Genomic DNA, 21,553 nt, shown 5'->3' with positions numbered 1-21,553 from the left:
GACTCACCCCTTCTGCTCGCTGCCCAGCTCGATTTCCGTACGGACGACACGTACATACTGGGCTTTTTCCGTGTTTTGTGTGACGGCGTTCTCCACCTCGGTCCAATTGGCAAAAAGCTGGTGGTTTTGCCTGTCCTCCTCTGTGGAAGGAAGCGGGAAAGAACCGTAGCGCAGGGCAACGACGAGATAGAGAACTACCTGTTTTTGGGCAGCATCGTCGTTTTCTTGCTGAGGCATGGTGAAAAAGCCTTTTACCATATACTGGTTACGATCTGCCGGAAAGGGAATGTGGCTGCATGGATTGATCTCTGACCCGTGTGTTTCACAGGCGGCAAAAGCATACGTTTCCCTGGTGAGCAGCGACACTGTTTGCGTGCTCGTGGAGGCTCGATCAATTTTGACGGAGCGCTTGTGCAAATAGACCCGGCTGGAGCTGGTGGCATCGGCAAACTCGGGAAAAGAGGCGCTGACGATATGCCGTGCTGCCGTATCGTCCGCTGATCCTTGTTCGGGGTCGGCCGAGGCAGAAGGCAGCTTGACGTAGTCCGCCTCCTGGATCGTGCGCATCACGTCGCCAATGACAAAATCTGTATCGTTTCGCAACGTGTTTTTTAAGGAAGTAGTTTGATAGATTTCTACTCCTTTGACGTACACACCGATCAGCGGGATCAAGATGGCAAAGAAAATGAGCGACGTGGTGAGCACCTCAACGAGCGTAAGCCCGCGTTCATCCTTGAGGTATTTGGTTAGCGGTAGTTTGCGCGATCTGATTATCATGCGTCATTCTCCTGCCCAATCTCTGGATTGGCTATCAATGTTTCCAGCTCCGCGACTTTCACATCGTTTGAAAAGACTGTGACGACGACTCTGATGAGCGACTGGGATGCTGTTTGCTCTGTTGTGATAAACCGGGGGAGCACGTAAGTCTGGTAGACGCGATCGTTGATGGTCATGTCAGCGAGCTTGATCCCCTTGAAGTCGTTGGGCCAATTCGGTGCCTCGTTGGAGCAGATGCTTGCGAGCAGGTGAAAAGGAAGCGGTTTGCCCAAGTATTGATCTGCCAGCGAAATTCCTTGCTGCTGATCGGCTGGGATCACGCCATTTCCGGCCCGCCACTCTTCCACAGTCTGCCTGGCCAAGTTCATGGCGACTTGCCGACTGTCCTGATTGCCGGAGATTTCAAAGCTTCTGACGAGAAAATGGCTCAAAAACAGGAGGGCGATGGAAAAAATTAGAAGCGATGCGACCACTTCGACCAAGGACAAGCCTTTTTCGTTATCTAGTACTTTCATCCTGGTTATCCTCCTGGAAAGGTTCGTGACCTTATTGTACACGAAATGAGAAAAATAGGATATTATACAGGAATGTCAAAATTTCGAACAGGAATTTGCACATCAAAGTCGAATCGGGTTAGAGAGAAAGGAATGGGTCTAATGGCATATTTTTTTGAGAGGATAGGGTGAAATAAAGATGGATACAACAGGTGTCCTGATATTTATTGGCTGCTATTTTCTATTGTCTGCCCTATTTGGAGTGATGCTCTATCGGAGGGCGAAGCGCACTTTTGCGCGAAAAGGCTGGCTGGTAGCAGCGGGGGCGGTCCTGATCGGCGCCGTTTCTCCTTTCTTTATTGCTTACACAAGCTTGTGGCTGTGGCTGTCCGTTTTTCTTTTGCTCGCGGTTTGCCTGGCGTGGGGCGCATGGAAGCTGTCCGCAGTGCCTGTAAGGAGAGGCGGATTTGCTCCTGTTTTTTCTGTGCCGGCGACAGCGGAGCTGGGTCGGCAGCATCCGTGGAGTTTGGAAGAGGCAGCGGATGAGCAGCAAGACGAAGGCGTGCCAGCAGTGAGTGAGCTTGAGCAGCAGCATGAGAGTGAGCACCAGCATGAGCATGAGCTTGAGCATGACCTTGAGTTGGAACTGGAGCTGGAGGAAGAAGTCGAACAGGCGGCTTTGGCTGAAGTGGCCGTGAGCCAGGAGGAAGGCAGCTTGCAGGAAATCCGCGACGAGGATGAGGCGATCAGCTACGACTTTTTGCAGGAGGAAGAAGCGGAGACGATTCCGTTCATGCCTGCACTGGAGCCTCCTTCGGCAAAAATAGAGGCCGAGGAAGCAGACGAGGATCGGATCATCTACTTTTTCGAGGAAGAGTCTCCTGCCGAAAAGAAAACCATGCCTGACACAACGGAACGGACAGATGTCGGGAAAGCCGATGAGCATGAATGGAATTTCATCCACGATGACAAGCAGACAAATGAATAACCGATAAAGAAAGGCGTTGACGTATGTACGCAACCCAAATCTCGCCTCGACGGCGCTATTCGTTTTCTTGGTTCTTTGCCATATTTTTCGTCCAGCTCATCCTGATCCCGGCGCTTTCGCTTTTTTCGATGATCGAGTGGGGAGGCGCCACTTTTGGCGAGAAGATTTTCCAGGAAGAGATCAGGATCGCATCGCTTCCCGTAGGCGGCCAGACATATGAGGAAGCAAAACAGAAGCTGCTTGAGGCCGTACAGGCCAGCCGAAATACAGAAATTCGCTTTGTACTGGATGGACAAGCGTACCCGATTGACAAAAGCAAGCTGCAACTCAGCTTTGATGTAGAAGCGACCTTGCAGGAGGCGTATGCCCGCTCCCGAGAAAAGACCGGGTTTTTCTCCCGCTTGTGGGGGGATTCTGCGCCTGTCAATGTGCCGATCAAGATTGCCTTTGATCGCGCGGAGATGTCCAGACAGCTTGACGCCATCGGACAACAGATCGAGCGCCCGGCTGTGTCTGCGACAGGAGCTGTTTCGGGGAATACGATCTCGATCGTGCCAGAGGTGGTCGGTTACCGGATCAATGTGGAGCAGTCTTTATCCGCCTTTGAGCAAGTCATCTCGTCCAATCTCGCAGATTGGTCGGGAGAGCTTCGTCTGGCTGTACAGGAGGACGTGCCACAAATCCGCACAGCAGATTTGGAGTCGATCAAAAACATGCTGGCTGAGCAGTCTTTGCCGATGGCTGTTTCCGGGAGCAGCGGGCTTGCCAATTTGCAGCAGCTCGTCTCCCGCCTGAACGGCACGGTCGTTTTGCCTGGCGAGACGTTTTCCTTCCTGAAGGCGACAGGGCCGTACACGCAGGAAAACGGCTATGTGCTGCAGCCGATTCTCGCCGACGAACAAGTCGTTCCGGACCAGCTCGGTGGAGCCGCGACACAGGCAGCGACTGCTCTCTACCAAACCATTTTGCAGAACCGTCTGACCGTGATCGAGCGGCATGCGGCTCAGCGGCCTGTTTCCTATACAAGTGCAGGGCTGGAAGCGCGGGTCGATGGGGAAGAACTCGATCTGCGCTTTTCCAACCAGACGGAGAAGCCGCTGTTTATCCATGCGGCACTGCAGAGCAATCAGGTGCGAGTGGCGCTTTTCGGGGCAAAGCAGGACGTGCCTGTGGCGACGCTTGTTACGGAAAAAGGCGCGACGGTGTCGCCGAATACGATTGTTCGCGTAGACCAAACGCTGGGGCCAAACGAGGAGTTCATCGAGCGCAAAGGCAGCGAGGGCTTCACGATCGCCGTTTACCAGAGCTGGCAGGAGAAAGGGATATTCCGGAAGCAAAAGGTTTCCGAGGATTACTACAAGCCGCTGCACAACGTCGTTGCGGTTGGCCCCGTTTATGAAAAAGACAAGAAGGCGCGGGCGACAACTGTGCCAGGGGCGCAACAGGAAGGCGATGCGGCTCCGGCCGAAACGGCTGATGACGGCGGCGGAACACCTGCCGCTGCACCGCCTCCAGACATACCGATGCCAAGCGCCCCTTCCACTGACGCAAACAGCGGAAGCACTGGCGGGACGGAAGTGGTAAACGGCATTATTTATCAAAACTAGGCAAAGCAACCGTACGTAAGAGGGGGGAGTCTCTTGTCCCGCAAAAGGCTTGGCGACATCTTGGTCGAGAGCGGCATCGTTACCACCGACCAGTTGCAGGAAGCGCTGGTCGAACAAAAAAAATCGAAGCTGAAGCTCGGTGACCACCTGCTGCAAAGCGGCTACATCACCGAGCAGCAACTGATTGAAATTCTGGAATACCAGTTGGGGATTCCCCATGTCAGCCTGTTTCGCATGCGTCTGGATCCGTCTTTGTCAGCGATTGTGCCAGAGGAGCTGGCTCGCCGCCACTCGCTGGTTCCGTTGAAAAAAGAAGAGAACAAGCTGACTGTCGCGATGGTTGACCCGCTTGATTACTACGCAATTGACGAGCTGAGGATGAGCACGGGTTTTGTCATTAACGTGGTGATCGCGACCCGGGACGAGATTCAGCGCGCCATCTCGCGAATGTACAGCATGCAAGGCTCTGTGCAGGAGCTGATGGAAGGCATCGAAGTGCCGGAGGATTTGGAAGAAGCGCGGATTTTTGACGACAATTCGCCGATTGTTCGCCTGGTCAACCAAATGTTTGAGCAGGCTGTCCAGCTTCGGGCGAGCGACATCCATATCGAGCCGATGGAAGACGGCATCCGCGTCCGTTTCCGCATCGATGGTCTGATGCGAACGGAGCGGGTCTTGCCGCGGCACATGCAGGGGATGCTGACGGCCCGGCTGAAAATCATGGCGAATCTGAACATCGCCGAACGCAGGATGCCGCAGGATGGCCGGGTGCAGATGAATGTAGACTTCAAGGAAATTGATATCCGGATGTCGACTTTGCCTACCATCTACGGGGAAAAAATCGTCATGCGTCTGCTGGACCTGACCAACGCTCTGGTGGAGATGAGCCAGCTCGGCTTGTCGAAGCGCAATCTGGCGATGTTTCAAGAGCTGGTTACGATGTCCAACGGGATCGTACTGGTGACGGGCCCGACGGGAAGCGGGAAATCGACGACGTTGTACTCGGCGCTCAACCATTTGAACTCAGAGCATGTCAACATCATTACCGTCGAGGACCCTGTCGAGTATCAGCTTGACGGGATCAACCAGGTGCAGGTCAACGAAAATATCGGGATGAGCTTCGCTTCCGCGCTGCGCTCGATTTTGCGCCAGGACCCGGACATCATCATGGTCGGGGAGATTCGCGACAGGGAGACGGCCGAAATCGCCATCCGCGCCGCGCTCACCGGGCACTCGGTGTTCAGCACGCTGCATACCAACGACGCGGTCAGCAGCATTACCCGTCTCGTGGACATGGGCATTCCGTCGTTTTTGATCGCTTCTTCGGTGCACGGCGTACTCGCGCAGCGGCTCGTCCGCCGCATCTGCAAGGACTGCAAGCAGGAATACCAGGCGTCCGAACAGGAGAAGAAGTTGTTTGCCCAAAAAGGGTTGAACGTGGAAACATTATGGAGGGGAAAAGGCTGCGCAAGCTGTCAAATGACCGGATACCGAGGCAGGATCGCCGTTCACGAGGTGTTCAAGATCGACGACACGATCCGCTCGATGCTGATTCAAAACCTCCCGTCCCACGAGTACAAAAAGTATGCGATGAAAAACGGGATGGTCCTGCTGTTCGACGATGGCCTGCTCAAAGTAAAGCAGGGCATCACCACCATGGAAGAAATTTATCGGATATCGGTCAGCCAGTGACGGCCGACGTCAGGAAGAGGGAGGATGAAGCGTGTCTAGTGTCGATATTAACAAGCTGCTGAAGTACGCCTTTGAAAAAAGAGCATCCGACCTGCACATATCGGTAGGGACGTCGCCTGTCTTTCGGATTGACGGCGAGCTGAAGCGGCTGGATTTGCCGCCGCTCACTCCGGAAGACACCGAGTCGATGGCGCGGACCTTGATCCAGGAGCACATGTACCACAAGTTCCAGGAAAAAGGCGAGCTGGATTTCTCTTACGGCCTGGCAGGGGTGTCCCGTTTTCGGGTGAACGCGTATCAGCAGCGCGGCTGCACAGGGATCGTGGCTCGGGTCATTCCGACATCGGTGCCGACCATTGAATCGCTCTGTATGCCGGAGATTTTGCGGAAATTCTCGCAAAAGCCCCAGGGACTGCTGCTGGTAACAGGTCCGACAGGCAGCGGGAAATCGACCACGCTTGCCGCGATGATCGACTATATCAACCGCACGATGAGAAAGCACGTGATTACGTTGGAGGACCCGATCGAGTATTTGCACAAGCATCAGCTCTCCATCGTGAACCAGCGCGAGATCGGCTTTGATACAAAAGATTTTGCCAGCGGGCTGCGGGCCGCGCTGCGCCAGGACCCTGACGTGATTCTCGTCGGCGAGATGCGCGATCTGGAGACGATCAGCACCGCGATTACGGCGGCGGAGACCGGACATTTGGTGCTCGCGACGCTGCATACGTCAGACGCACCGCAGACCATCGACCGGATTATTGACGTTTTCCCCGGCAGCCAACAGCCGCAAATGCGGACACAGCTCGCTTCCGTCCTGGTCGGCATCATCTCGCAGCGCCTTTTTCCGAAGGTAGGCGGTGGCAGGACGGTGGCGACGGAGATTCTCGTCAATACCCCTGCGGTCGCCAACCTGATTCGCAGCGAAAAGGTGCATCAGATCAAGAGCATTCTCCAGACAAGCAGGGAGATGGGCATGCATACGCTGGAGATGTCGATCAAGGAGCTGATCGCAAGCGGCACGATCACGATGGAGGCGGCCCAGTATTTCCTGAATGAGAGGGTGCTGGAGTAATGCCTACTTTTCAATACGAAGGCCGCGAGCGGACGGGGAAAAAGGTCAGGGGCAAAATCGAAGCCAATACAAGAAACTCTGCCATCATGGAATTGAAGCAGCAAGGCGTCCTCGTGCTGAACATGCAGGAGCCGATCAAAGGCGTGCTCGACCGCAACATCGAGCTCACCCGCCCGGTAAAAGGCAGGGACATCGTCATTTTCTTGCGCCAGTTTGCCACGCTGATTCGCGCGGGCATCGGGATCGTAGAATCGGTACATATCCTCGCTGCACAGACCGAGAGCAAAAAGCTGCGCAAATACTTGGTGGATATCGAGGTAGATTTGCAGCAAGGGACACAACTGTCCGAGGCGTGCGCCAAGTTTCCGAAGGTGTTTGAGCCGCTATTCATCAGCATGGTGCGCGCGGGCGAGGCGTCGGGGAATATGGAGCTTGTACTGGACAGGCTGGCTACGTTTTACGAAAAGTCCTACTACACAAAGGAAAAGATCAAGTCGGCGATGGCGTACCCGGTGACCGTAGGCTTGATGTCCGTCACCGTCACGGTCTTTTTGCTGGTCAGCATTGTGCCGACGTTTGTCGATATGTTTGCAGGCTTTCAAGCGGAATTGCCGGCGATTACGAAAGCGGTCATGGGCTTTAGCAACAGCCTGGTTGAAGTGTGGTATCTCTATTTTCTAGGACTTTTGGCACTGTTTATCGGTTTTCGAATTTTTGTCAACACTTCTTATGGACGATATTACACTGACTATGGTATGTTAAAACTACCAATATTCGGCAAGCTGCTGCAAAAAGGCGCGGTAGCAAGAATGACCAGAACGCTTGCTACGTTATTTGCCAGCTCGGTTCCGATTCTGCAATCTCTCAACATCGTCGAGGGAGTGGTAGGGAACCAGCTTATCAGCAAATCCATTGGCGAAGCGAAAGAAAGCCTGCGCCAAGGTCGTCCTCTGTCAGAGCCGTTCAAAAAATCGTGGGTAATCCCTCCGATGGTGTCCCATATGATTGCGGTTGGCGAAGAGACAGGTTCGCTTGATTCGATGCTGGACAAGGTTGCAGATTTCTACGAAAAGGAAGTGGAGAACTCTGTTGACAAAATCAAGTCGCTAATCGAACCAATTATGATCGTCTGTTTGTCCGGAATTGTGGGAACTATCGTGCTATCCATCATGGTGCCGATGTTTGAGATTTTCAGTCAAGTTAAATAATGGTCGGGGGAGGACATATTGTATGTTGAAAAAGATTTTAAAAAATGAGCGTGGCCTTACACTGATCGAGCTGTTGGCCGTGATTGTGATTATTGGAATTATTGCGGCGATTGCAGTTCCTTCGATTGGAAATATTATTGAAAATTCCCGCCGCGATGCTCATGTGGCCAACGCCAGAATGTTAATTGATGCAACAAAAATGAGGATAACAACCAATCAATTAGGGACTACTGACGATGATCGTAAATTCACGTTAGCTGAACTTCGGGATTGGGGGCTCATTCAAGATATTCGTGTGCCGGGTGACAATGGAAACTATGCAGATACTAGCAATGTGGTGGTAGCACGAAATGCTACAAATAATACACTGACATACCACGTGACTTTGACTGCTCCAGGGCGTACTCATCCATTTATTAACAATGAGGAGTCACAAGACTTAACGAGAGCAGTAGTGGATTTGGATGGAGATGGCACTGAAGACGGAGCACAGTAATTCATTAGACAACTTCCTTCTCAAATATCGAGAAGGAAGTTTTTTGCAGCTTAGAAGCAGTTGGCAGCTTGCTCGCTAACACATGCCCGACACGACTTCCAACCTAGAGGTGAAGAAATGCTCCAACTACCACTCTCCATAAGCTTCTTCCTCCTCGGCCTCCTCTTTGGCTCCTTCTACAACGTAGTTGGGCTGCGAGTGCCAAAAAAACAGTCCATCATTTACCCGCCGTCGCATTGTCCGACCTGTAAGCGGCGGTTATTGCCCGGAGAATTAATCCCGGTTATTTCCTATCTTCTCGCAAAAGGAAGATGCAAGGGCTGCAAGACGGCGATTTCTCCGCTCTATCCGGTGATGGAGGGCTTGACGGGGCTTGGTTTTGTCCTTGTCTATTTGCGGTACGATCTGACCTGGGAGACGTTGCTCGGGATGTTGTTTGTCTCCCTGCTGTCGATCATCACGGTGGCGGATTTGACGTATCGGCTGATCCCGAATAAAGTGCTGCTGCTGTTCTTTTTGCTTTTTCTCGTCATGCGCTTTTTTTGGCCCTATGGCGATGCCAGCTATGTAGCGCATTTGATCGGGATGGCGGCAGGGTTTTTGTTCTTTTTTCTGCTTGCAGTCATCACGCGTGGCGGGATGGGGGGCGGCGATACCAAGCTGTTTGCTGTGATCGGGATGTTTCTGTCGCCGACGCTGTTGTTTTTGACCGTGTTTCTCTCCTCGGCCTTTGGCGCCTTGTATGGACTGTTTCTGCTGGCGATTCGCAGGGCGACGCGCAAGTCGATGATTCCGTTTGGGCCGTTTATTGCGCTGGGAGCCGTCACCGCCTATTTATACGGTTCGGCTATCGTGGACTGGTATTTATCTTTTTATTAAGCCATCGGTCTGCCACTATTTACGGCAGGGTGGAGGCGAGCTTTGTCTAATTTAGTAGAAAACAAGAAATGCATTTCCTAGCATCAATAGAAAGGGTGGAGTCGAATGGGGGTCCATCTGCCGTTTCTCCCGTCCAAAAAGAGAATTGGCATTACGATAGAAGATGACGGGATTCGCGTCGTCGAAACGTCGCAGAACGCAGGAGCTGTCCAGGTCCACCAGATGGGCATGATTCCGTTGGAGCGAGGTTTGCTTGTCGGCGGGAAGATTATGAACCAGCAGGCGCTGGAGCAGCAACTGTCCGCAGCCAAAAATCAGTTACTATTGAGCGGGAACAAGGTGTGCCTTGCCGTACCGAGCTCGTTTGTCGTCATCAGGAAGATCGCTTTGCCGCGAGTGCCGGATAAGGAAGTTCGCCCCTTGATCGAGATCGAGCTGGAATCATCCGTTCACTTGCCGTTTTCCCGTCCTTATTTTGACTATTACAAGCTGCCGAAAAACAATGTGTGGGCGCTTCCCAACCAATTCTCCGCCGAAAAGCTCGGCTCGGGAGAGGAGGAGCAGTATCTGGTCATTGCGGCGCCGGGTGAGCTGATTGACCAGTATTTGTCGCTTTTGAAGGTGCTCCGTTTGGAGGCGACTTCGGTTGATATCGAGCCGTTGGCGTTGCATCGGCTTCTGACCAGTGGCGGGATGGAGCTGAGCCGGAACATGCTCGTGGTGCAGCTCGGGGTACGCTCCATCAATGTCGGCATTTTTGAAGGAGATATTCCGGAGTTTTTGCGCAATATTCCACTTGACCTGGAAAATTACAAGAACAGTGCAGACGAGAACGAGCCGTCGACCAAAGAGCTGCTGCAATTCCTTGAACGCCGCAGCGCCTTTTCCAACTTTGCGGAGGAGTTGGCACGAGAGCTGGAACGGGTAATTAACTTTTACCAGTTCTCCTTGAAAAACGGGATAGTCAAGCTGGACACGATGTACCTCACAGGCGACTTTCCCGACCTGGATAAAATGGTCAGGTTTTTGCGCGAGCGACTTCCTCAGTTGAAGATAGCGCCGTTGCCGCTAGAGCACATTGAGCACGTAGGGGCAAACCAGGCAATGCTGCAAGCCTTCTCTGTGGCGCTGGGATTATCTTTGAGAGGTTGAGGGCTATTGGTTACGATAAATCTGCTTCCGCGAAAGAAGCGGTTATTTACCGCCTCGCATATCGTATTGTCAGGAATCGGCTTGACGTGGGTAGCTGCTGCCAGCTTTCTCTGGCTCACGTATGGCTCAACGAATGAGTCGGTCACTCTCTTGAAACAGGAAATCAAAATGAAGGAAACGGCGATTGCTGCCCTGCAAAAACAGGCGGTAGCCGTGCAAGCGGACGACTCGCTGGATCAGTATGTGCTTTTTTCCGAGCGGATGCAGCAGTTGTTTTTGCCGACGAACCTGCTCATGGACGAGATAGCGCACGCTTTGCCCGAGCATGGCCGCCTGGACAGCATCAAGTATAGCTTGAGTGGCAGCATTGAACTGGAAGGCAGCTTTGAGCAGTACGAAGATGTTGCTGCGTACCTCCACAATTTGCAAGCCTCTCCCTACGTCGTGAAAGCGGAAGTTACCAGCATCAAGGCGAGAGAAATCAAATGGCAAGGCCCTGTAGATGACCAGGGAAAACCTCTGTCGGCCATTTTGAGCACCGTTGGCGGAAAGCTGCTCCCTCGCTATACTGCTTCCCTGAAAATAAAGGCGATTACTGTTGATTTGCAAGAGCTGGTTGCCAAGGAGCAAGCTGCCGCAACAGGAAAAGCCGAAGTGAAGAAGTAAGAGGAGGGGAACCGTTGCATGGGAGAAAAGACGCGTCAGATTGCACTCTTCATCTTTGCATTATTGTTCGCTGCCTTGGCAGGAGCTTACTATTTATACATCGTACCTGTTACGGACCAAAAGACGAGCTTGCAGGTGCAGCTTGAGAAATTGAAACAAACCTTTGACCAGTTGCAAAGCGCACAGGCGACGGAGCCGACAACCCCAATGGTGATCTCCAATAAAATCCTGGAAGCGATCCCGGTTAGGCCGTATGCGGATCAGCTTATCAAGGACCTGGAGAGGCTGCAATCTGTCAGCCAGATTTCGATTGAAGAAGCCTCCTTTTCCGAGCGGGAAAAACTGTCTGCAAAAGAATTGGCTAATCAGCTCACCTACATGGATCAAGCTGAGGGGGGAGAAGCGCAGGCAACACTCGAAGGAGAGGTACAAAAGCTTGATGAAAAAGCGCAGAAGATCGCCAAGTCCGCGCAAAATGCGGGTTCATCGGCCGGACAACCAAAGCCGGCTGCCGGGAAAGAAGAGCGCCAGGTGAAGGCGGAAATGATTGAAAAATACTTGCCGCCAATTCCTTTTCATAGCGTGGAAATTTCCCTCAAGATCAAAGGCGATTACAAGGAAATTTATCGCTTTGTGAGCGAAATGCAAAAGATGTCGCGTTATTTGCGTGTCGATCAGCTCGACTTCAAATCGAACCAAAAAGACGAGTTTGTCATTCCGGAAGACACGAAAATGGTCGCAACCGTCAAGCTTACGAGCTACTTTGCGCCCCAGTTTGAAAAGGATCTGGAAAAGCTGCCAGCCGTGCAGGTGGAAGGGCCTGCGGGCAAGTGGGACCCGATGCAGTACGAAACGGTCAAAAAAGAAGAAGCATCTGTCGGGACCACTGCGAACGAAGCGAACTAGCCGTACAAACCGCAACTGATAAGAGTGAAGCCTCCCAGCCTGTTAGGGAGGTTTGTTTTCGATAGAAAAAGGCTGACAGCTCAAGTTGCTGCCAGCCTTTTTCCGCTTGATTTATTTCCCTGGCCGTTCGACCGGAGTTTTGTTAATGATGTAATAGCTAATAATCAAAATCAGAATCACGCCGGAGTAAATCAGCGTGTTGAGCGGGCTGTGGTGATCCACGATAATCAGACGAACCATAGCCGTTATGCCGATGTAAAGAAAATAGCGCAGGGGAAAATGGTAGTTCTCGCGAAAGTACTTGACGATCATGGCAATAAATTCGAAGTAGAGAAAAAAGGCAATGATGGCTTCGAGAAATTCGTTCAGCGAGGAATCGCTCGAGATCATCATTTTCCCGAAGTGGATCAGCTCCTTGCCGAGCAGCACGACGAGGATGACGGCCAGGATAATCAGGGCGAGGTTGAGGATCAGTTGGAGCAGGGACGGAACGGAGAAATGCTTGATAACGGCTTTGACATGGTTCATGACGGTGGCCTCCTGTGGAAAAAATAATCGGACAAACACAACCGTTACAATATGTTATACAAATATAATTAAAATTCAGAATATAATCAACGCATCTAGCGAAAGTGACATACTATTTACACAATCAAAAGTGAAGTCTCCCTTCGCACAAAATGGCTGGCTCATAAAGGCGAAGGGCGGTATCATTTGTGACAAGACTGTCTGAAAGGAGCGAGCCTTTTTGAATCAGCATCAAAACCAGAACCATGCCATCGCCGTCATTTCTGACATACATAGCAATGTCTTCGCGCTCGAGGCGGTTTTGCAGGACATTGACGCGCGGGGGATTCAGACGATTGTGAACCTCGGAGACGCGCTGTTTGGCCCGATTGCCCCGGTGCAAACCGCGGAGCTGCTGATGCGGCGCACGGATGTCGTCCACATTATGGGCAACTGCGACCGCTATTTGCTGGAGGGGGTGCTGGCTTCCCCCACTTTTCAGCATGTGAAGCCGCTGCTGCGCGAAGACGTGCTCGACTGGCTCCGCACGTTTCGCAAGCAGTGGGTTTACGAGGACCTTTTGTTCTGCCATGGAACGCCTTTTGCGGACGATGAGTATCTCATGGAGCGGGTCGCTCCGTACGGGACTGACGCGAAAAGCGTCACCGAACTGATGATTGAGCTGGCGAATGTACCGCAGAACGTCATTTTTTGCGGACATACGCACGTGCACAGATCGGTGTGGCTGCCGGATGGAAAATGGATCGTCAATCCGGGGAGTGTCGGGCTGCCCGCTTACTTTGAAGAGAAGCCCCATCCGCATTTCATGGAGTCGTTGACCCCGCACGCGAAGTATGCGACGGCCACGCGCCAAGGAGACTCCTGGAAAGTGGAGCACATCCTGCTTCCGTATGATTATGAAAAAGCGGCCAAAATCGCAGAGGAAGCCGGGCGCATGGACTATGCCCATGCGATCCGGACGGGCAGAGCGCGGTTGTAAAACGAGCATAGCGGCCGAGGGCCGGGCAACAAAAAAGGGGGGCACGTCGATGTGCTCCCCTTTTTCTTCTATATGTCATGGAGTCATTGACGCCGTACGCCAAGTATGCGACGTCCACAAGGTGAAATTCTCCCTTTACCAAAAAAAGAGAAAGTACCTTGGATTTCACACCTAAAAGTAGTTCTCCAAGATACTTTCGAAATTTGGATTAATTACTTGTAAAATTCTAAATCTGAGTCACTCGTATAATACGGGCAATCATCGGCCATATGTTCTACTAATCCTAATTGCCCCCATTTGGATTTAACTTTAATCATACTTGCTTGATCTTTTCCAGGTGCAGGTGGGCCAGAATAAACTGTCGTAACTATCCCAGTGTGTTCATTACCTCTTACATCGTAGTAAATTTTGCTATCTCCAGAAGCAGAACTCCTTTTTTTATAACTCCCATCTGTCATATAGGCGCCAGGGTCATTCATCCAATATTTGTTGCTAGAAGAAGTACTGTACCAAGCATAGGAATGACAATTGTAATTTGTTGTAGCTGATCTTAGGAGAGTAGTACGAGGATATGCCCTTTCAACCTCCCGATCCAGAGCTTTAATCTCCGCAGAAGATAAACGTTCCCCTAGTTGCAACACTTCCACCTTAGTGCCCTTTGGTGTCTTTACATATATAGCAGCCGCTGCCCGTTTTGGTTCTTCCGTAAGCTCTTCCACTTCTTCTACTTCGTTTGGAGATAACTTCTCTTTAATCTCACTTTGTTCTAAAATAATTTCAAGATTCTTCAAGTCTAACATTTCATCTGAAGATGCTTTCTTAACTCCCTTCGATTCTTTTGTCACTTTGTATTTCTCAAGTAGCTTCGAAGCAGCATCTTCTCTTTTCAGCAGTTCCTTTAGACCGTTGAAATTGGATGAAACAGCAGAAAAACCTTGTTCAAAAGAATCGTATGCATACATGTCGATCAGGAACGGATAGTCTAAAACAGTTTCAACAAGCTCTTCGGTTGACAATTGTTCCAAAACATCCTCAGGTATTTGGCTTACCTTTTGGCGTTCCATTTTGCTTTCAAGTGCTTTCCACTCAGTTGTTCCGGGTTTCACGGGGTACTCATATCCGCCAACTTTTTCTGCACTAGCAGGTGCGACTAAGCTTATCGCTAATAAAAACACGGGCAAAGCTCTCTTAAATAATTTCATACCTTTCCTTCCTTTTCATACGATTTGGAAAAAATAAAGAAATGGTCAATCTTGAAAGTTGTTCTAAAATCTAACCTCCCATCGCATTAGATTTCATATATGGTTTGATTCTTTGATGAGCAAAAATGATTATCTGTTTCCTTAGTTCAAATGAGCAACTTTGTTTCAATTCGAAAGCATTAGTAAGCATCTGTTTTTATTACAAATCCAAATGGATATTCCTTATCATCTTTATAAGCATTGATTCGAAAACCTCGATAAACCGTTTGAGACGGTTCATCGTTCGAATTTAAAGCAGAAGCGAAGTGCTTCTCTAATTTGAATTGATATTTATTGTCTATCCGGGTAAAGGCAACATTCTTGATTTCTTTATCCGTATATAATTGTTCACCTTTAGAATTTAGGAGAATGTCCAAAATAGTTATGTTATCATATACTGTTTCACCAAAATCGATGGTAACTGTCTCACCGTTTTTGTAGTATTTAATCTCTTGGGGAACTGTTGGGTCAAACGCAAATTTGAATTGGTCTTTGAGATTTTGATTACCGCTTAATTCATATAATTTAATAGTGTCTGCTCCAATCATTGCACTTCCCTGCTTGCTAATTGGATTTTCAGTGACACTACTATTCTCTTCCTTATTGTCAGTGGCCCCCCCACATCCGCTAATTCCCACTAAGATCAACAATAATAATAGAAAGTTTTTTAACAGGTTCATCTTCGTCACCCCATTTAGGAATTGTCATGTTTCTATTTGTGAATTCTATTGTGAAACAAAATCCATAAAAAATATATCATAATTGGAATTAACAGGGAACATGACCTGCGTTCTATTTCAAAATAATGTAAAAAATCCTTTATTCAAGAGAGTTCTCGAAATCGTATTGAACTAAAACAAGCAGCTTTGTACAGTTCCCATACGAGTTCCCTTGCCCGCGAGTGCTCCTGGAAAGTGGAGTACGTCCTGCTTCCCTGCTTCCGTATGATTATGAAAAAGCGGCCAAACTCGCAGAGGAAGCCGGGCGCATGGACTATGCCCATGCGATCCGGACGGGCAGAGTGCGGTTGTAAAACGAGCATAGCGACCGGAGTGTCGGGCAACAAAAAAGGGAGGCACGTCAATGTGCTCCCCTTTTTCTTCTATAATATGTCTTACTCTCAAGCTTTTCCTGTAGCCTGCGCACCGTCCCATTCGGCGGTACTTGTCGCCCGCTTTTCGTTTTCGGACGATTTCTTTTGCTCCGGCTTGTTTTGGCTGCGCAGCGGGATTTCTTTCAGGAACAGCGCGATCACGACCGCAAAGCCAGCGACAATCGCTCCGGTCAAAAAGGTGGTCGTAATGCCGTAGCTCATCGCTTCGCGGATCGTGTCCAGCATGTGGGCAAACACGGTCTGCGACTCAGGCGGCAAGCTGTGCAGCGCCGCTTCGATTTTGGGCTGATCGAGCAAATTTTGTGGATTGGTGAACAGCGACAGCTTTTCAGCCAACGCCGGATCAGCAGGCATCGAGGCAGCGCCCTGGCTCATGGTAGCCGAGAGCTGGTTCATTTTTGCAGACATGCTGGCGCTCATGACGCTGCCCATGACGGCAATCCCGATCGTACCGCCCAGGTTGCGGAACAACTGGGAGGTAGCGGTGGCGACACCCAGCTCCTGCGGTGCGACTGCGTTTTGCACAGTCAAGGAGAAGACGGGCATCGCGATGCCCATGCCCAGGCCGAGCACGATCATGTACAGCACGAGCAAATAAATCGGCGTGGTCGGCACCATGAAGTACATCAGCACCATGCCGAGCGTCATGACGAGCAGCCCGCTGATCGCCATCTTTTTGTATTTGCCTGTTTTGGTCATCAATTGTCCGGCGAGCGCAGACGTCACGAGCATGGCAATCGACATCGGCATGGCGACGTAGCCTGCCATGGTAGGCGAGATTCCTTTTACGCCCTGGACGAAAAACGGAACGTAGATGATCGCTCCCATCATCCCGGCATTCAGGAAAAAGCCGACCAGATTGGAGACGGTGAAAATGCTGTTTTTAAACAAGCCAAGCGGCAGCACAGGTGTTTTTACCCGCGTCTCGACCCACAGGAACACGAGCAAGGACACGACGGTGACAGCCAGGAGGCCGAGAATTTGCCAGGAGCCCCAGGCGTATTTGTGCAGGCCTTCTCCTGCCCAGGAAAAAGCAAGCAGCATCGGAACGATGGTCGTCGTCAAGAACAGGGAGCCGAAGTAGTCGACGGATTCGCCCTGGCGTTTTTCCACCTGCGGAAAATGAAGCAAAATCAAGGTGAAGGCGATCAGCCCGATCGGCAGGAAAATCCAGAATACCCAATGCCAGTCGAGATGATCGACAATATATCCGCCGAGGAGCGGACCCGCGACGCTGGAAACGCCGAATACCGCGCTCATGACTCCGGTCCATTTGGCTCGCTCGCGAGGCTCATACAGGTCGCCCATGGCGGTGAAGGCGGTGGACATGATGATACCGGCACCTGCCCCTTGAATGGCGCGATAGGCGATCAACTGAAAGATCGTGGCGGAAAAGCCGGATAGCAAAGCGCCGATGCTGAACAGCCCGATCCCGGCCAAAATAAACGGCTTGCGCCCGTAAATGTCCGACAGCTTGCCGACCAGGACGGAAGCGACGGTGGAAGTCAGCAAGTAAATGGTGATGGCCCAAGAGTAATAATCCATGCCGCCCAGCTTGGCGATAATGCGCGGCATGGCGACGCCGATGATCGTTTGGTTGATCGCGGAAAAGAACATCGCCGTGATGATCGCGATCATGATCGTCACTTTCTTTTTTTCGGTTAACCCGTTCATGCGTGATTCTCCTCTCTTCGCTGTTCGATGTTAAGCAAGACTTGCCTGTAGATGCGGTTCAGGTGCTGAAGGTCTTCTTCCGACAGCCCGGCAAACAAGTCTCCGATCGTTTTTTTCAGTTCCACTCTGTATTGCTGCAAAATCGCTTTTCCCTTCTCGGTAATTTCCAGGTAGACTACCCGGCGATCGTGGCTGACCCGGCTGCGGCTGGCGTAACCGCAGGCGATCAGTTTATCGGAAAGGCTGGTCACTGCTCCGGGAGTGATCTGCAAAAGCTCGGCCAGAGCCGACGCTTTTTGCGGACCGTTTTTATCCAGCATCCGCAGAAGCATGGCTTGCGACGCGGAGACGAGCGGGTCCAGCCGCTTGTGCCATTTTGCTGAGACACTTCGCTGCACCTGGATGTAGAGCTGTTCAAAATCAGTAAGACCGGATTGGCTCGGCATGCTAATCGCTCCTGTTTTAAATGTAAAATAATATACATGGTTAATAATTAAATACTTGAAACATTAATCAGTGTAAATGTTCTGCTCGGGGATGTCAAATCTACCTTTTACCAAATGAACCAGTTCATTCGATGAAAATCGAGGTGTTTCGCCAAAAATCGGGAAAAAAGTCGAGTTTGCCGGAGGGATTTCATGGAATTTTCTGAGTTGTGGTGCTACAATCAAGTTTGTCGTGTTTGGCATCATGGAAAAAGAGATAGGTGGGGATTTTTTTGTTCGGAAAAAAATGGACCAGCGCATTGCTGGCAACGGCGCTGATGATTCCGCTGCCCGCATTCGCTGCGCAAGGAACGAGCCAGGCGGCGGGACAAGCCTCTGGTCAGGCGACTGCGGATGCTGCGAAGCAGGCAGTCGTGCAACCGGCCGATGTCGTGTTGTCGGGCGGCGCCGTGTACACCGTGGACAGAAACAGAAACTGGGCACAGGCTGTCGCGATTCGCGGCGGCGAGATCGTCTACGTAGGCACGGATGAGGGCGCAAAGGCGTACATCGGGAAAAGTACGAAGGTAACCGACTTGAAAGGGCAAATGGTGCTGCCAGGCTTCATCGACAGCCATACCCATGCAAGCAAAACAACCGGGCTGATCTATTCCATCGACCTGTTTGACGCGGGCTCGATGGAGGAGTACACAGAGGTGGTTTCCGCGTTTGTCAAGGCGCATCCACAAGAAGTAGCCTTGCAAGGACGCGGCTGGAGCAATCCGGTAGCGCCGGGGATCGGTCCGCGCAAAGAAGTGCTGGACGCCATCGTGCCAAACATTCCGATCGCTCTGACCTCGGATGACGGACATTCTCTGTGGGTCAATTCCGTCGCGCTGAAACTGGCGGGCATTACAAAGGAAACGAAAAATCCGGAAGGCGGCATTATCGAGCGCGATCCAGAGACAGGCGAACCGTCGGGAACGCTGCGCGAAAAAGCAATGGATCTCGTGCTGTCCAAAATCGGCGGCTACACCGTGCAGCAGTACAAAGCGGGAATCGAGGAGTATCAGCACAAAGCGGTTGAGCGCGGCGTGACGACTGTCCGCGACCCAGACATGCTGCGCTATCCGAACGTGCTGGAAGCGTATGAGGAGCTGGCTCGCGAAAACAGGCTGACTATCCGTTTTCGCAATGCCATCACCGCCAACCCGGACAAAGGACCTGAGCAGATTGCCGAGTTTGTGAAAATTCGCGAGCGCAACCAAAACCCGCTGTTCCAGGTGAACGCCGTCAAAATTTTCATGGACGGAGTCGTCGAAGGTGCTACTGCATACCTGGAAAAGCCGTATGAGCACAAGCACACGAACGGCGAATTGATCTGGAAGCCAGAGGTGTACAACAAGACGGCAGCGGCCGCTGACAAGGCGGGCTTCCAACTGCACGTTCACTCCATCGGCGACGCTTCCACCCGGATCGCGCTGGATGGCATGGAGTACGCGGAACAGCAAAACGGCAAACACGATGCCCGTCACTCGCTCGTTCATTTGCAACTGGTCAACCAGGAGGACATCGCCCGCTTCAAAAAGCTCGGAGCTGTCGGCATCGTGCAGCCGTTCTGGTTCATGCAGGAGGACGGCTACTACGACGAGATCGAGGTGCCGTATCTCGGCCAGGAGCGCGCAGAAAAAGAATACCCGATGAAAAGCTTCCTGAATCAAGGCGTGCATGTAGCGTCCTCTTCGGACTACATCGTGACGCCTGAGTTCAATCCACTCCACGGCATCCAGCAGGGCATTACGCGCATCGAAGACGGCGTGACCGATCCGGCGAAAATCGCCAATCCGAATGAGCGCGCCACCCTGCCTGACATGATCGCCAGCTTCACGATTGACGGCGCGTACGCCAACCACGTCGACGACATCACCGGATCGATCGAGGTGGGCAAAAAAGCGGACCTGATCGTGCTGGACAAAAATCTGTTTGCGATCCCGGCTACAGAGATCAAGAATGCGAAAGTCGTGCTGACCTTGGTAGAAGGAAAAGAAGTGTACAGCCTGAAAGCTGCTGCTGCAAAATAAACCAGCCCCCCAAAAATGGCCATCCGTGCTGCGATGGCCATTTTTCTTTTGGCGATGCGTTGGCTTTTTTTACAAATTCAGCGGGATTTTGTATGTTGGTCGGGGAATCGGTCAGTACATGCCAAAAGCTGAATAGGAAAAGAAAGGGAGAGAGAAAATGCTGCAAATACGCAGAGCACACGTGGACCAGGCAGGCGCACTGAGCGACCTCTGTTTTCGTTCCAAAGCCTATTGGGGCTACAGTGACGCATTCATGGAGGCATGCCGCGAAGATTTGACGGTGGCGCCAGATTATATAGAGACGGGGCTTGTGATTGTGCTGGAAGACGAGAATCGTCTCTTAGGGTTTATGGGACTGGAACAACTTGAGGAAAGCGGCCGCTGGTTGCTGAAGGATTTGTTTGTCGAACCAGACGCAATCGGTAAAGGCTATGGAAAAACATTGTGGGAGCACATGCGGAAGCTAGCGAAGGAGTTGCGGATTGGCAGCCTATTGATCCATAGCGACCCGCATGCGGAAGCGTTTTATTTGGCGAGGGGAGCAAAGCGCATCGGGGAGAGAGACAACAGCGACAAAGCCATCCCGTTAAGGATAACGGACGGCTTTTTTGCATTCCAAAGCGCTTGGCGCCCTCCGGAACCAGCCAACCTTACCTTTCCCCTTCCACGACCTTACAAAAACGAAAGCGAACTGTAAGGTAGATCAATAGCTCCTTATATGGAAACGAGTTACAGTAAATAGCGAAGAGAACCACGGTAGGCAGCCGAATGCCAAAAAAACGAATGGAGGAACAACGAGTGAGTACAGCCGTACTGGAAGTCAAAAACGTCCAAAAAATATACGGGACAAAGGGCGAGAGCCAGTCCCACGCCTTGAAGGGCGTATCGCTGACGATCGAAAAAGGAGAGTTCGTAGGAATCATGGGCCCGTCCGGCTCGGGGAAAACGACGCTCCTGAACGTCATCTCCACGCTGGATCGGCCATCGGAGGGCTTCATCCAGATAGCCGGAACGAACATTACACAAATGAAACAAAACCAGTTGGCCGATTTCCGCTCGCAAAAGCTCGGTTTCATTTTTCAAGATTTCAACCTGCTGGAAAATTTGACGGTGTACGAAAACATCGCGCTGCCGCTGTCGCTGCAGGGCGTGCCTTCCAAAGAGATCAGCGCCAAAGTGAACAAGGTCGCGCAAACGCTTAGCATCAGCGAGATTTTGCAAAAGTATCCGGTGCAAATTTCCGGGGGACAAAAGCAACGCGCTGCGGCGGCGCGCGCACTGGTGCATGAGCCGGCGATTTTGCTTGCGGACGAGCCGACGGGTGCGCTCGATTCGAAAAACGCGAAAAGCTTGCTGGAAACGATGTCCGACCTGAACGAAAACCACCAGGTGTCGATCATGATGGTCACGCACGACGCTTTTAGCGCGAGCTACTGCAAACGCATCCTGTTCATCCAGGACGGCAGCTTGTACACCGAAATTCACCGCGAAACGGACCGTCAGCAATTTTTCAAACAAATTTTGGATGTACTGGCTGAGCTGGGTGCAGCTCATGATGGGCGCTAGGAGGA

Annotated in this window: 21 protein-coding genes; 14 read left to right on the top strand and 7 right to left on the bottom strand. The window is 51.6% G+C overall.

What is annotated here, in order from left to right:
- Positions 1-3 precede the first annotated feature (3 nt).
- Both AC3WQH_RS14650 and AC3WQH_RS14645 read right to left on the bottom strand, forming a co-directional pair.
- On the bottom strand, positions 4-777 hold the full coding sequence (locus AC3WQH_RS14650) for a PilW family protein (RefSeq protein WP_005830895.1): 774 nt from the start codon (positions 775-777) through the stop codon (positions 4-6).
- Positions 774-1,292 carry a type IV pilus modification PilV family protein gene (locus tag AC3WQH_RS14645; protein WP_005830893.1) on the bottom strand — a complete coding sequence of 173 codons (519 nt, stop codon included), beginning with the start codon at positions 1,290-1,292 and terminating at the stop codon, positions 774-776. The genes AC3WQH_RS14650 and AC3WQH_RS14645 overlap by 4 nt, the downstream gene beginning before the upstream one ends.
- A gap of 178 nt (positions 1,293-1,470) precedes the next feature.
- Between AC3WQH_RS14645 and AC3WQH_RS14640 the strand changes: the two genes are divergently transcribed.
- From AC3WQH_RS14640 to AC3WQH_RS14595, 10 genes are all read left to right on the top strand, one after another.
- Positions 1,471-2,259 (top strand): glycosyltransferase family protein, encoded by a 789-nt coding sequence (locus AC3WQH_RS14640; RefSeq protein WP_039971091.1) that lies wholly within the window; start codon positions 1,471-1,473, stop codon positions 2,257-2,259.
- Between the two features lie 23 nt (positions 2,260-2,282).
- Positions 2,283-3,866 (top strand): VanW family protein, encoded by a 1,584-nt coding sequence (locus AC3WQH_RS14635; RefSeq protein ID WP_005830889.1) that lies wholly within the window; start codon positions 2,283-2,285, stop codon positions 3,864-3,866.
- A gap of 33 nt (positions 3,867-3,899) precedes the next feature.
- Positions 3,900-5,558, top strand: coding sequence for a GspE/PulE family protein (locus AC3WQH_RS14630; protein WP_005830887.1), 1,659 nt, complete (start codon positions 3,900-3,902; stop codon positions 5,556-5,558).
- Between the two features lie 31 nt (positions 5,559-5,589).
- Positions 5,590-6,633, top strand: a complete 1,044-nt coding sequence (locus AC3WQH_RS14625; RefSeq protein WP_005830885.1) for a type IV pilus twitching motility protein PilT — start codon at positions 5,590-5,592, stop codon at positions 6,631-6,633.
- On the top strand, positions 6,633-7,841 hold the full coding sequence (locus tag AC3WQH_RS14620) for a type II secretion system F family protein (protein WP_005830883.1): 1,209 nt from the start codon (positions 6,633-6,635) through the stop codon (positions 7,839-7,841). The genes AC3WQH_RS14625 and AC3WQH_RS14620 overlap by 1 nt, the downstream gene beginning before the upstream one ends.
- Positions 7,842-7,863: 22 nt before the next feature.
- Positions 7,864-8,337 carry a prepilin-type N-terminal cleavage/methylation domain-containing protein gene (locus tag AC3WQH_RS14615; protein WP_005830881.1) on the top strand — a complete coding sequence of 158 codons (474 nt, stop codon included), beginning with the start codon at positions 7,864-7,866 and terminating at the stop codon, positions 8,335-8,337.
- Between the two features lie 117 nt (positions 8,338-8,454).
- Positions 8,455-9,216 (top strand): prepilin peptidase, encoded by a 762-nt coding sequence (locus tag AC3WQH_RS14610; RefSeq protein WP_007780131.1) that lies wholly within the window; start codon positions 8,455-8,457, stop codon positions 9,214-9,216.
- A 105-nt stretch (positions 9,217-9,321) separates the two neighbouring features.
- Positions 9,322-10,368: a type IV pilus biogenesis protein PilM gene (pilM, locus tag AC3WQH_RS14605; protein ID WP_005830877.1), complete on the top strand. Its 1,047-nt coding sequence runs from the start codon at positions 9,322-9,324 to the stop codon at positions 10,366-10,368.
- Positions 10,369-10,374: 6 nt separating this feature from the next.
- On the top strand, positions 10,375-11,034 hold the full coding sequence (locus AC3WQH_RS14600; protein ID WP_005830874.1) for a PilN domain-containing protein: 660 nt from the start codon (positions 10,375-10,377) through the stop codon (positions 11,032-11,034).
- 18 nt (positions 11,035-11,052) lie between these two features.
- Positions 11,053-11,940: a type 4a pilus biogenesis protein PilO gene (locus AC3WQH_RS14595; RefSeq protein ID WP_005830872.1), complete on the top strand. Its 888-nt coding sequence runs from the start codon at positions 11,053-11,055 to the stop codon at positions 11,938-11,940.
- 111 nt (positions 11,941-12,051) lie between these two features.
- Here the strand turns inward: AC3WQH_RS14595 and psiE are convergent, their stop codons facing one another.
- A complete protein-coding gene (gene psiE / locus AC3WQH_RS14590; RefSeq protein ID WP_005830870.1) occupies positions 12,052-12,468 on the bottom strand; it encodes a phosphate-starvation-inducible protein PsiE in 417 nt (138 codons plus the stop codon).
- A 220-nt stretch (positions 12,469-12,688) separates the two neighbouring features.
- Here psiE and AC3WQH_RS14585 point away from each other — a divergent pair, with 220 nt between their 5' ends.
- Positions 12,689-13,447, top strand: a complete 759-nt coding sequence (locus tag AC3WQH_RS14585) for a metallophosphoesterase family protein (protein ID WP_026558192.1) — start codon at positions 12,689-12,691, stop codon at positions 13,445-13,447.
- A 212-nt stretch (positions 13,448-13,659) separates the two neighbouring features.
- Here the strand turns inward: AC3WQH_RS14585 and AC3WQH_RS14580 are convergent, their stop codons facing one another.
- The 4 genes from AC3WQH_RS14580 to AC3WQH_RS14565 form a co-directional block, all read right to left on the bottom strand.
- Entirely contained in the window at positions 13,660-14,649 is a 990-nt protein-coding gene (locus tag AC3WQH_RS14580; RefSeq protein WP_005830866.1) for a hypothetical protein, read from the bottom strand.
- A 179-nt stretch (positions 14,650-14,828) separates the two neighbouring features.
- Positions 14,829-15,368, bottom strand: a complete 540-nt coding sequence (locus tag AC3WQH_RS14575; protein ID WP_026558194.1) for a hypothetical protein — start codon at positions 15,366-15,368, stop codon at positions 14,829-14,831.
- Between the two features lie 440 nt (positions 15,369-15,808).
- Positions 15,809-17,476 carry an MDR family MFS transporter gene (locus AC3WQH_RS14570; RefSeq protein WP_492332114.1) on the bottom strand — a complete coding sequence of 556 codons (1,668 nt, stop codon included), beginning with the start codon at positions 17,474-17,476 and terminating at the stop codon, positions 15,809-15,811.
- Positions 17,473-17,922 carry a MarR family winged helix-turn-helix transcriptional regulator gene (locus tag AC3WQH_RS14565; protein WP_005830858.1) on the bottom strand — a complete coding sequence of 150 codons (450 nt, stop codon included), beginning with the start codon at positions 17,920-17,922 and terminating at the stop codon, positions 17,473-17,475. Before AC3WQH_RS14565 ends, AC3WQH_RS14570 begins: the two co-directional genes overlap by 4 nt.
- 272 nt (positions 17,923-18,194) lie before the next feature.
- Between AC3WQH_RS14565 and AC3WQH_RS14560 the strand changes: the two genes are divergently transcribed.
- From AC3WQH_RS14560 to AC3WQH_RS14550, 3 genes are all read left to right on the top strand, one after another.
- Complete coding sequence (locus AC3WQH_RS14560; protein ID WP_025845161.1) at positions 18,195-19,982, top strand: amidohydrolase; 1,788 nt, start codon at positions 18,195-18,197, stop codon at positions 19,980-19,982.
- A gap of 157 nt (positions 19,983-20,139) precedes the next feature.
- Positions 20,140-20,679 carry a GNAT family N-acetyltransferase gene (locus AC3WQH_RS14555; protein ID WP_492332113.1) on the top strand — a complete coding sequence of 180 codons (540 nt, stop codon included), beginning with the start codon at positions 20,140-20,142 and terminating at the stop codon, positions 20,677-20,679.
- A gap of 86 nt (positions 20,680-20,765) precedes the next feature.
- Positions 20,766-21,548, top strand: coding sequence for an ABC transporter ATP-binding protein (locus AC3WQH_RS14550; protein ID WP_193373876.1), 783 nt, complete (start codon positions 20,766-20,768; stop codon positions 21,546-21,548).
- The last annotated feature ends 5 nt before the right edge of the window (positions 21,549-21,553 follow it).

The sequence above is a fragment of the Brevibacillus sp. FW301-21C12A genome (assembly GCF_058788915.1).
Note: the sequence above shows the minus strand (reverse complement) of the source record. Positions and strands in the feature narration are given on the sequence as shown.

What these genes read in the sequence shown, in the direction of transcription:
- AC3WQH_RS14650 (WP_005830895.1), bottom strand. Translation starts at nt 777, where the DNA reads ATGATAATCAGATCGCGCAAACTACCGCTAACCAAATACCTCAAGGAT.
- AC3WQH_RS14645 (WP_005830893.1), bottom strand. Translation starts at nt 1,292, where the DNA reads ATGAAAGTACTAGATAACGAAAAAGGCTTGTCCTTGGTCGAAGTGGTC.
- AC3WQH_RS14640 (WP_039971091.1), top strand. Translation starts at nt 1,471, where the DNA reads ATGGATACAACAGGTGTCCTGATATTTATTGGCTGCTATTTTCTATTG.
- AC3WQH_RS14635 (WP_005830889.1), top strand. Translation starts at nt 2,283, where the DNA reads ATGTACGCAACCCAAATCTCGCCTCGACGGCGCTATTCGTTTTCTTGG.
- AC3WQH_RS14620 (WP_005830883.1), top strand. Translation starts at nt 6,633, where the DNA reads ATGCCTACTTTTCAATACGAAGGCCGCGAGCGGACGGGGAAAAAGGTC.
- AC3WQH_RS14615 (WP_005830881.1), top strand. Translation starts at nt 7,864, where the DNA reads ATGTTGAAAAAGATTTTAAAAAATGAGCGTGGCCTTACACTGATCGAG.
- AC3WQH_RS14610 (WP_007780131.1), top strand. Translation starts at nt 8,455, where the DNA reads ATGCTCCAACTACCACTCTCCATAAGCTTCTTCCTCCTCGGCCTCCTC.
- pilM (WP_005830877.1), top strand. Translation starts at nt 9,322, where the DNA reads ATGGGGGTCCATCTGCCGTTTCTCCCGTCCAAAAAGAGAATTGGCATT.
- AC3WQH_RS14595 (WP_005830872.1), top strand. Translation starts at nt 11,053, where the DNA reads ATGGGAGAAAAGACGCGTCAGATTGCACTCTTCATCTTTGCATTATTG.
- psiE (WP_005830870.1), bottom strand. Translation starts at nt 12,468, where the DNA reads ATGAACCATGTCAAAGCCGTTATCAAGCATTTCTCCGTTCCGTCCCTG.
- AC3WQH_RS14580 (WP_005830866.1), bottom strand. Translation starts at nt 14,649, where the DNA reads ATGAAATTATTTAAGAGAGCTTTGCCCGTGTTTTTATTAGCGATAAGC.
- AC3WQH_RS14575 (WP_026558194.1), bottom strand. Translation starts at nt 15,368, where the DNA reads ATGAACCTGTTAAAAAACTTTCTATTATTATTGTTGATCTTAGTGGGA.
- AC3WQH_RS14570 (WP_492332114.1), bottom strand. Translation starts at nt 17,476, where the DNA reads ATGAACGGGTTAACCGAAAAAAAGAAAGTGACGATCATGATCGCGATC.
- AC3WQH_RS14565 (WP_005830858.1), bottom strand. Translation starts at nt 17,922, where the DNA reads ATGCCGAGCCAATCCGGTCTTACTGATTTTGAACAGCTCTACATCCAG.
- AC3WQH_RS14555 (WP_492332113.1), top strand. Translation starts at nt 20,140, where the DNA reads ATGCTGCAAATACGCAGAGCACACGTGGACCAGGCAGGCGCACTGAGC.
- AC3WQH_RS14550 (WP_193373876.1), top strand. Translation starts at nt 20,766, where the DNA reads ATGGAGGAACAACGAGTGAGTACAGCCGTACTGGAAGTCAAAAACGTC.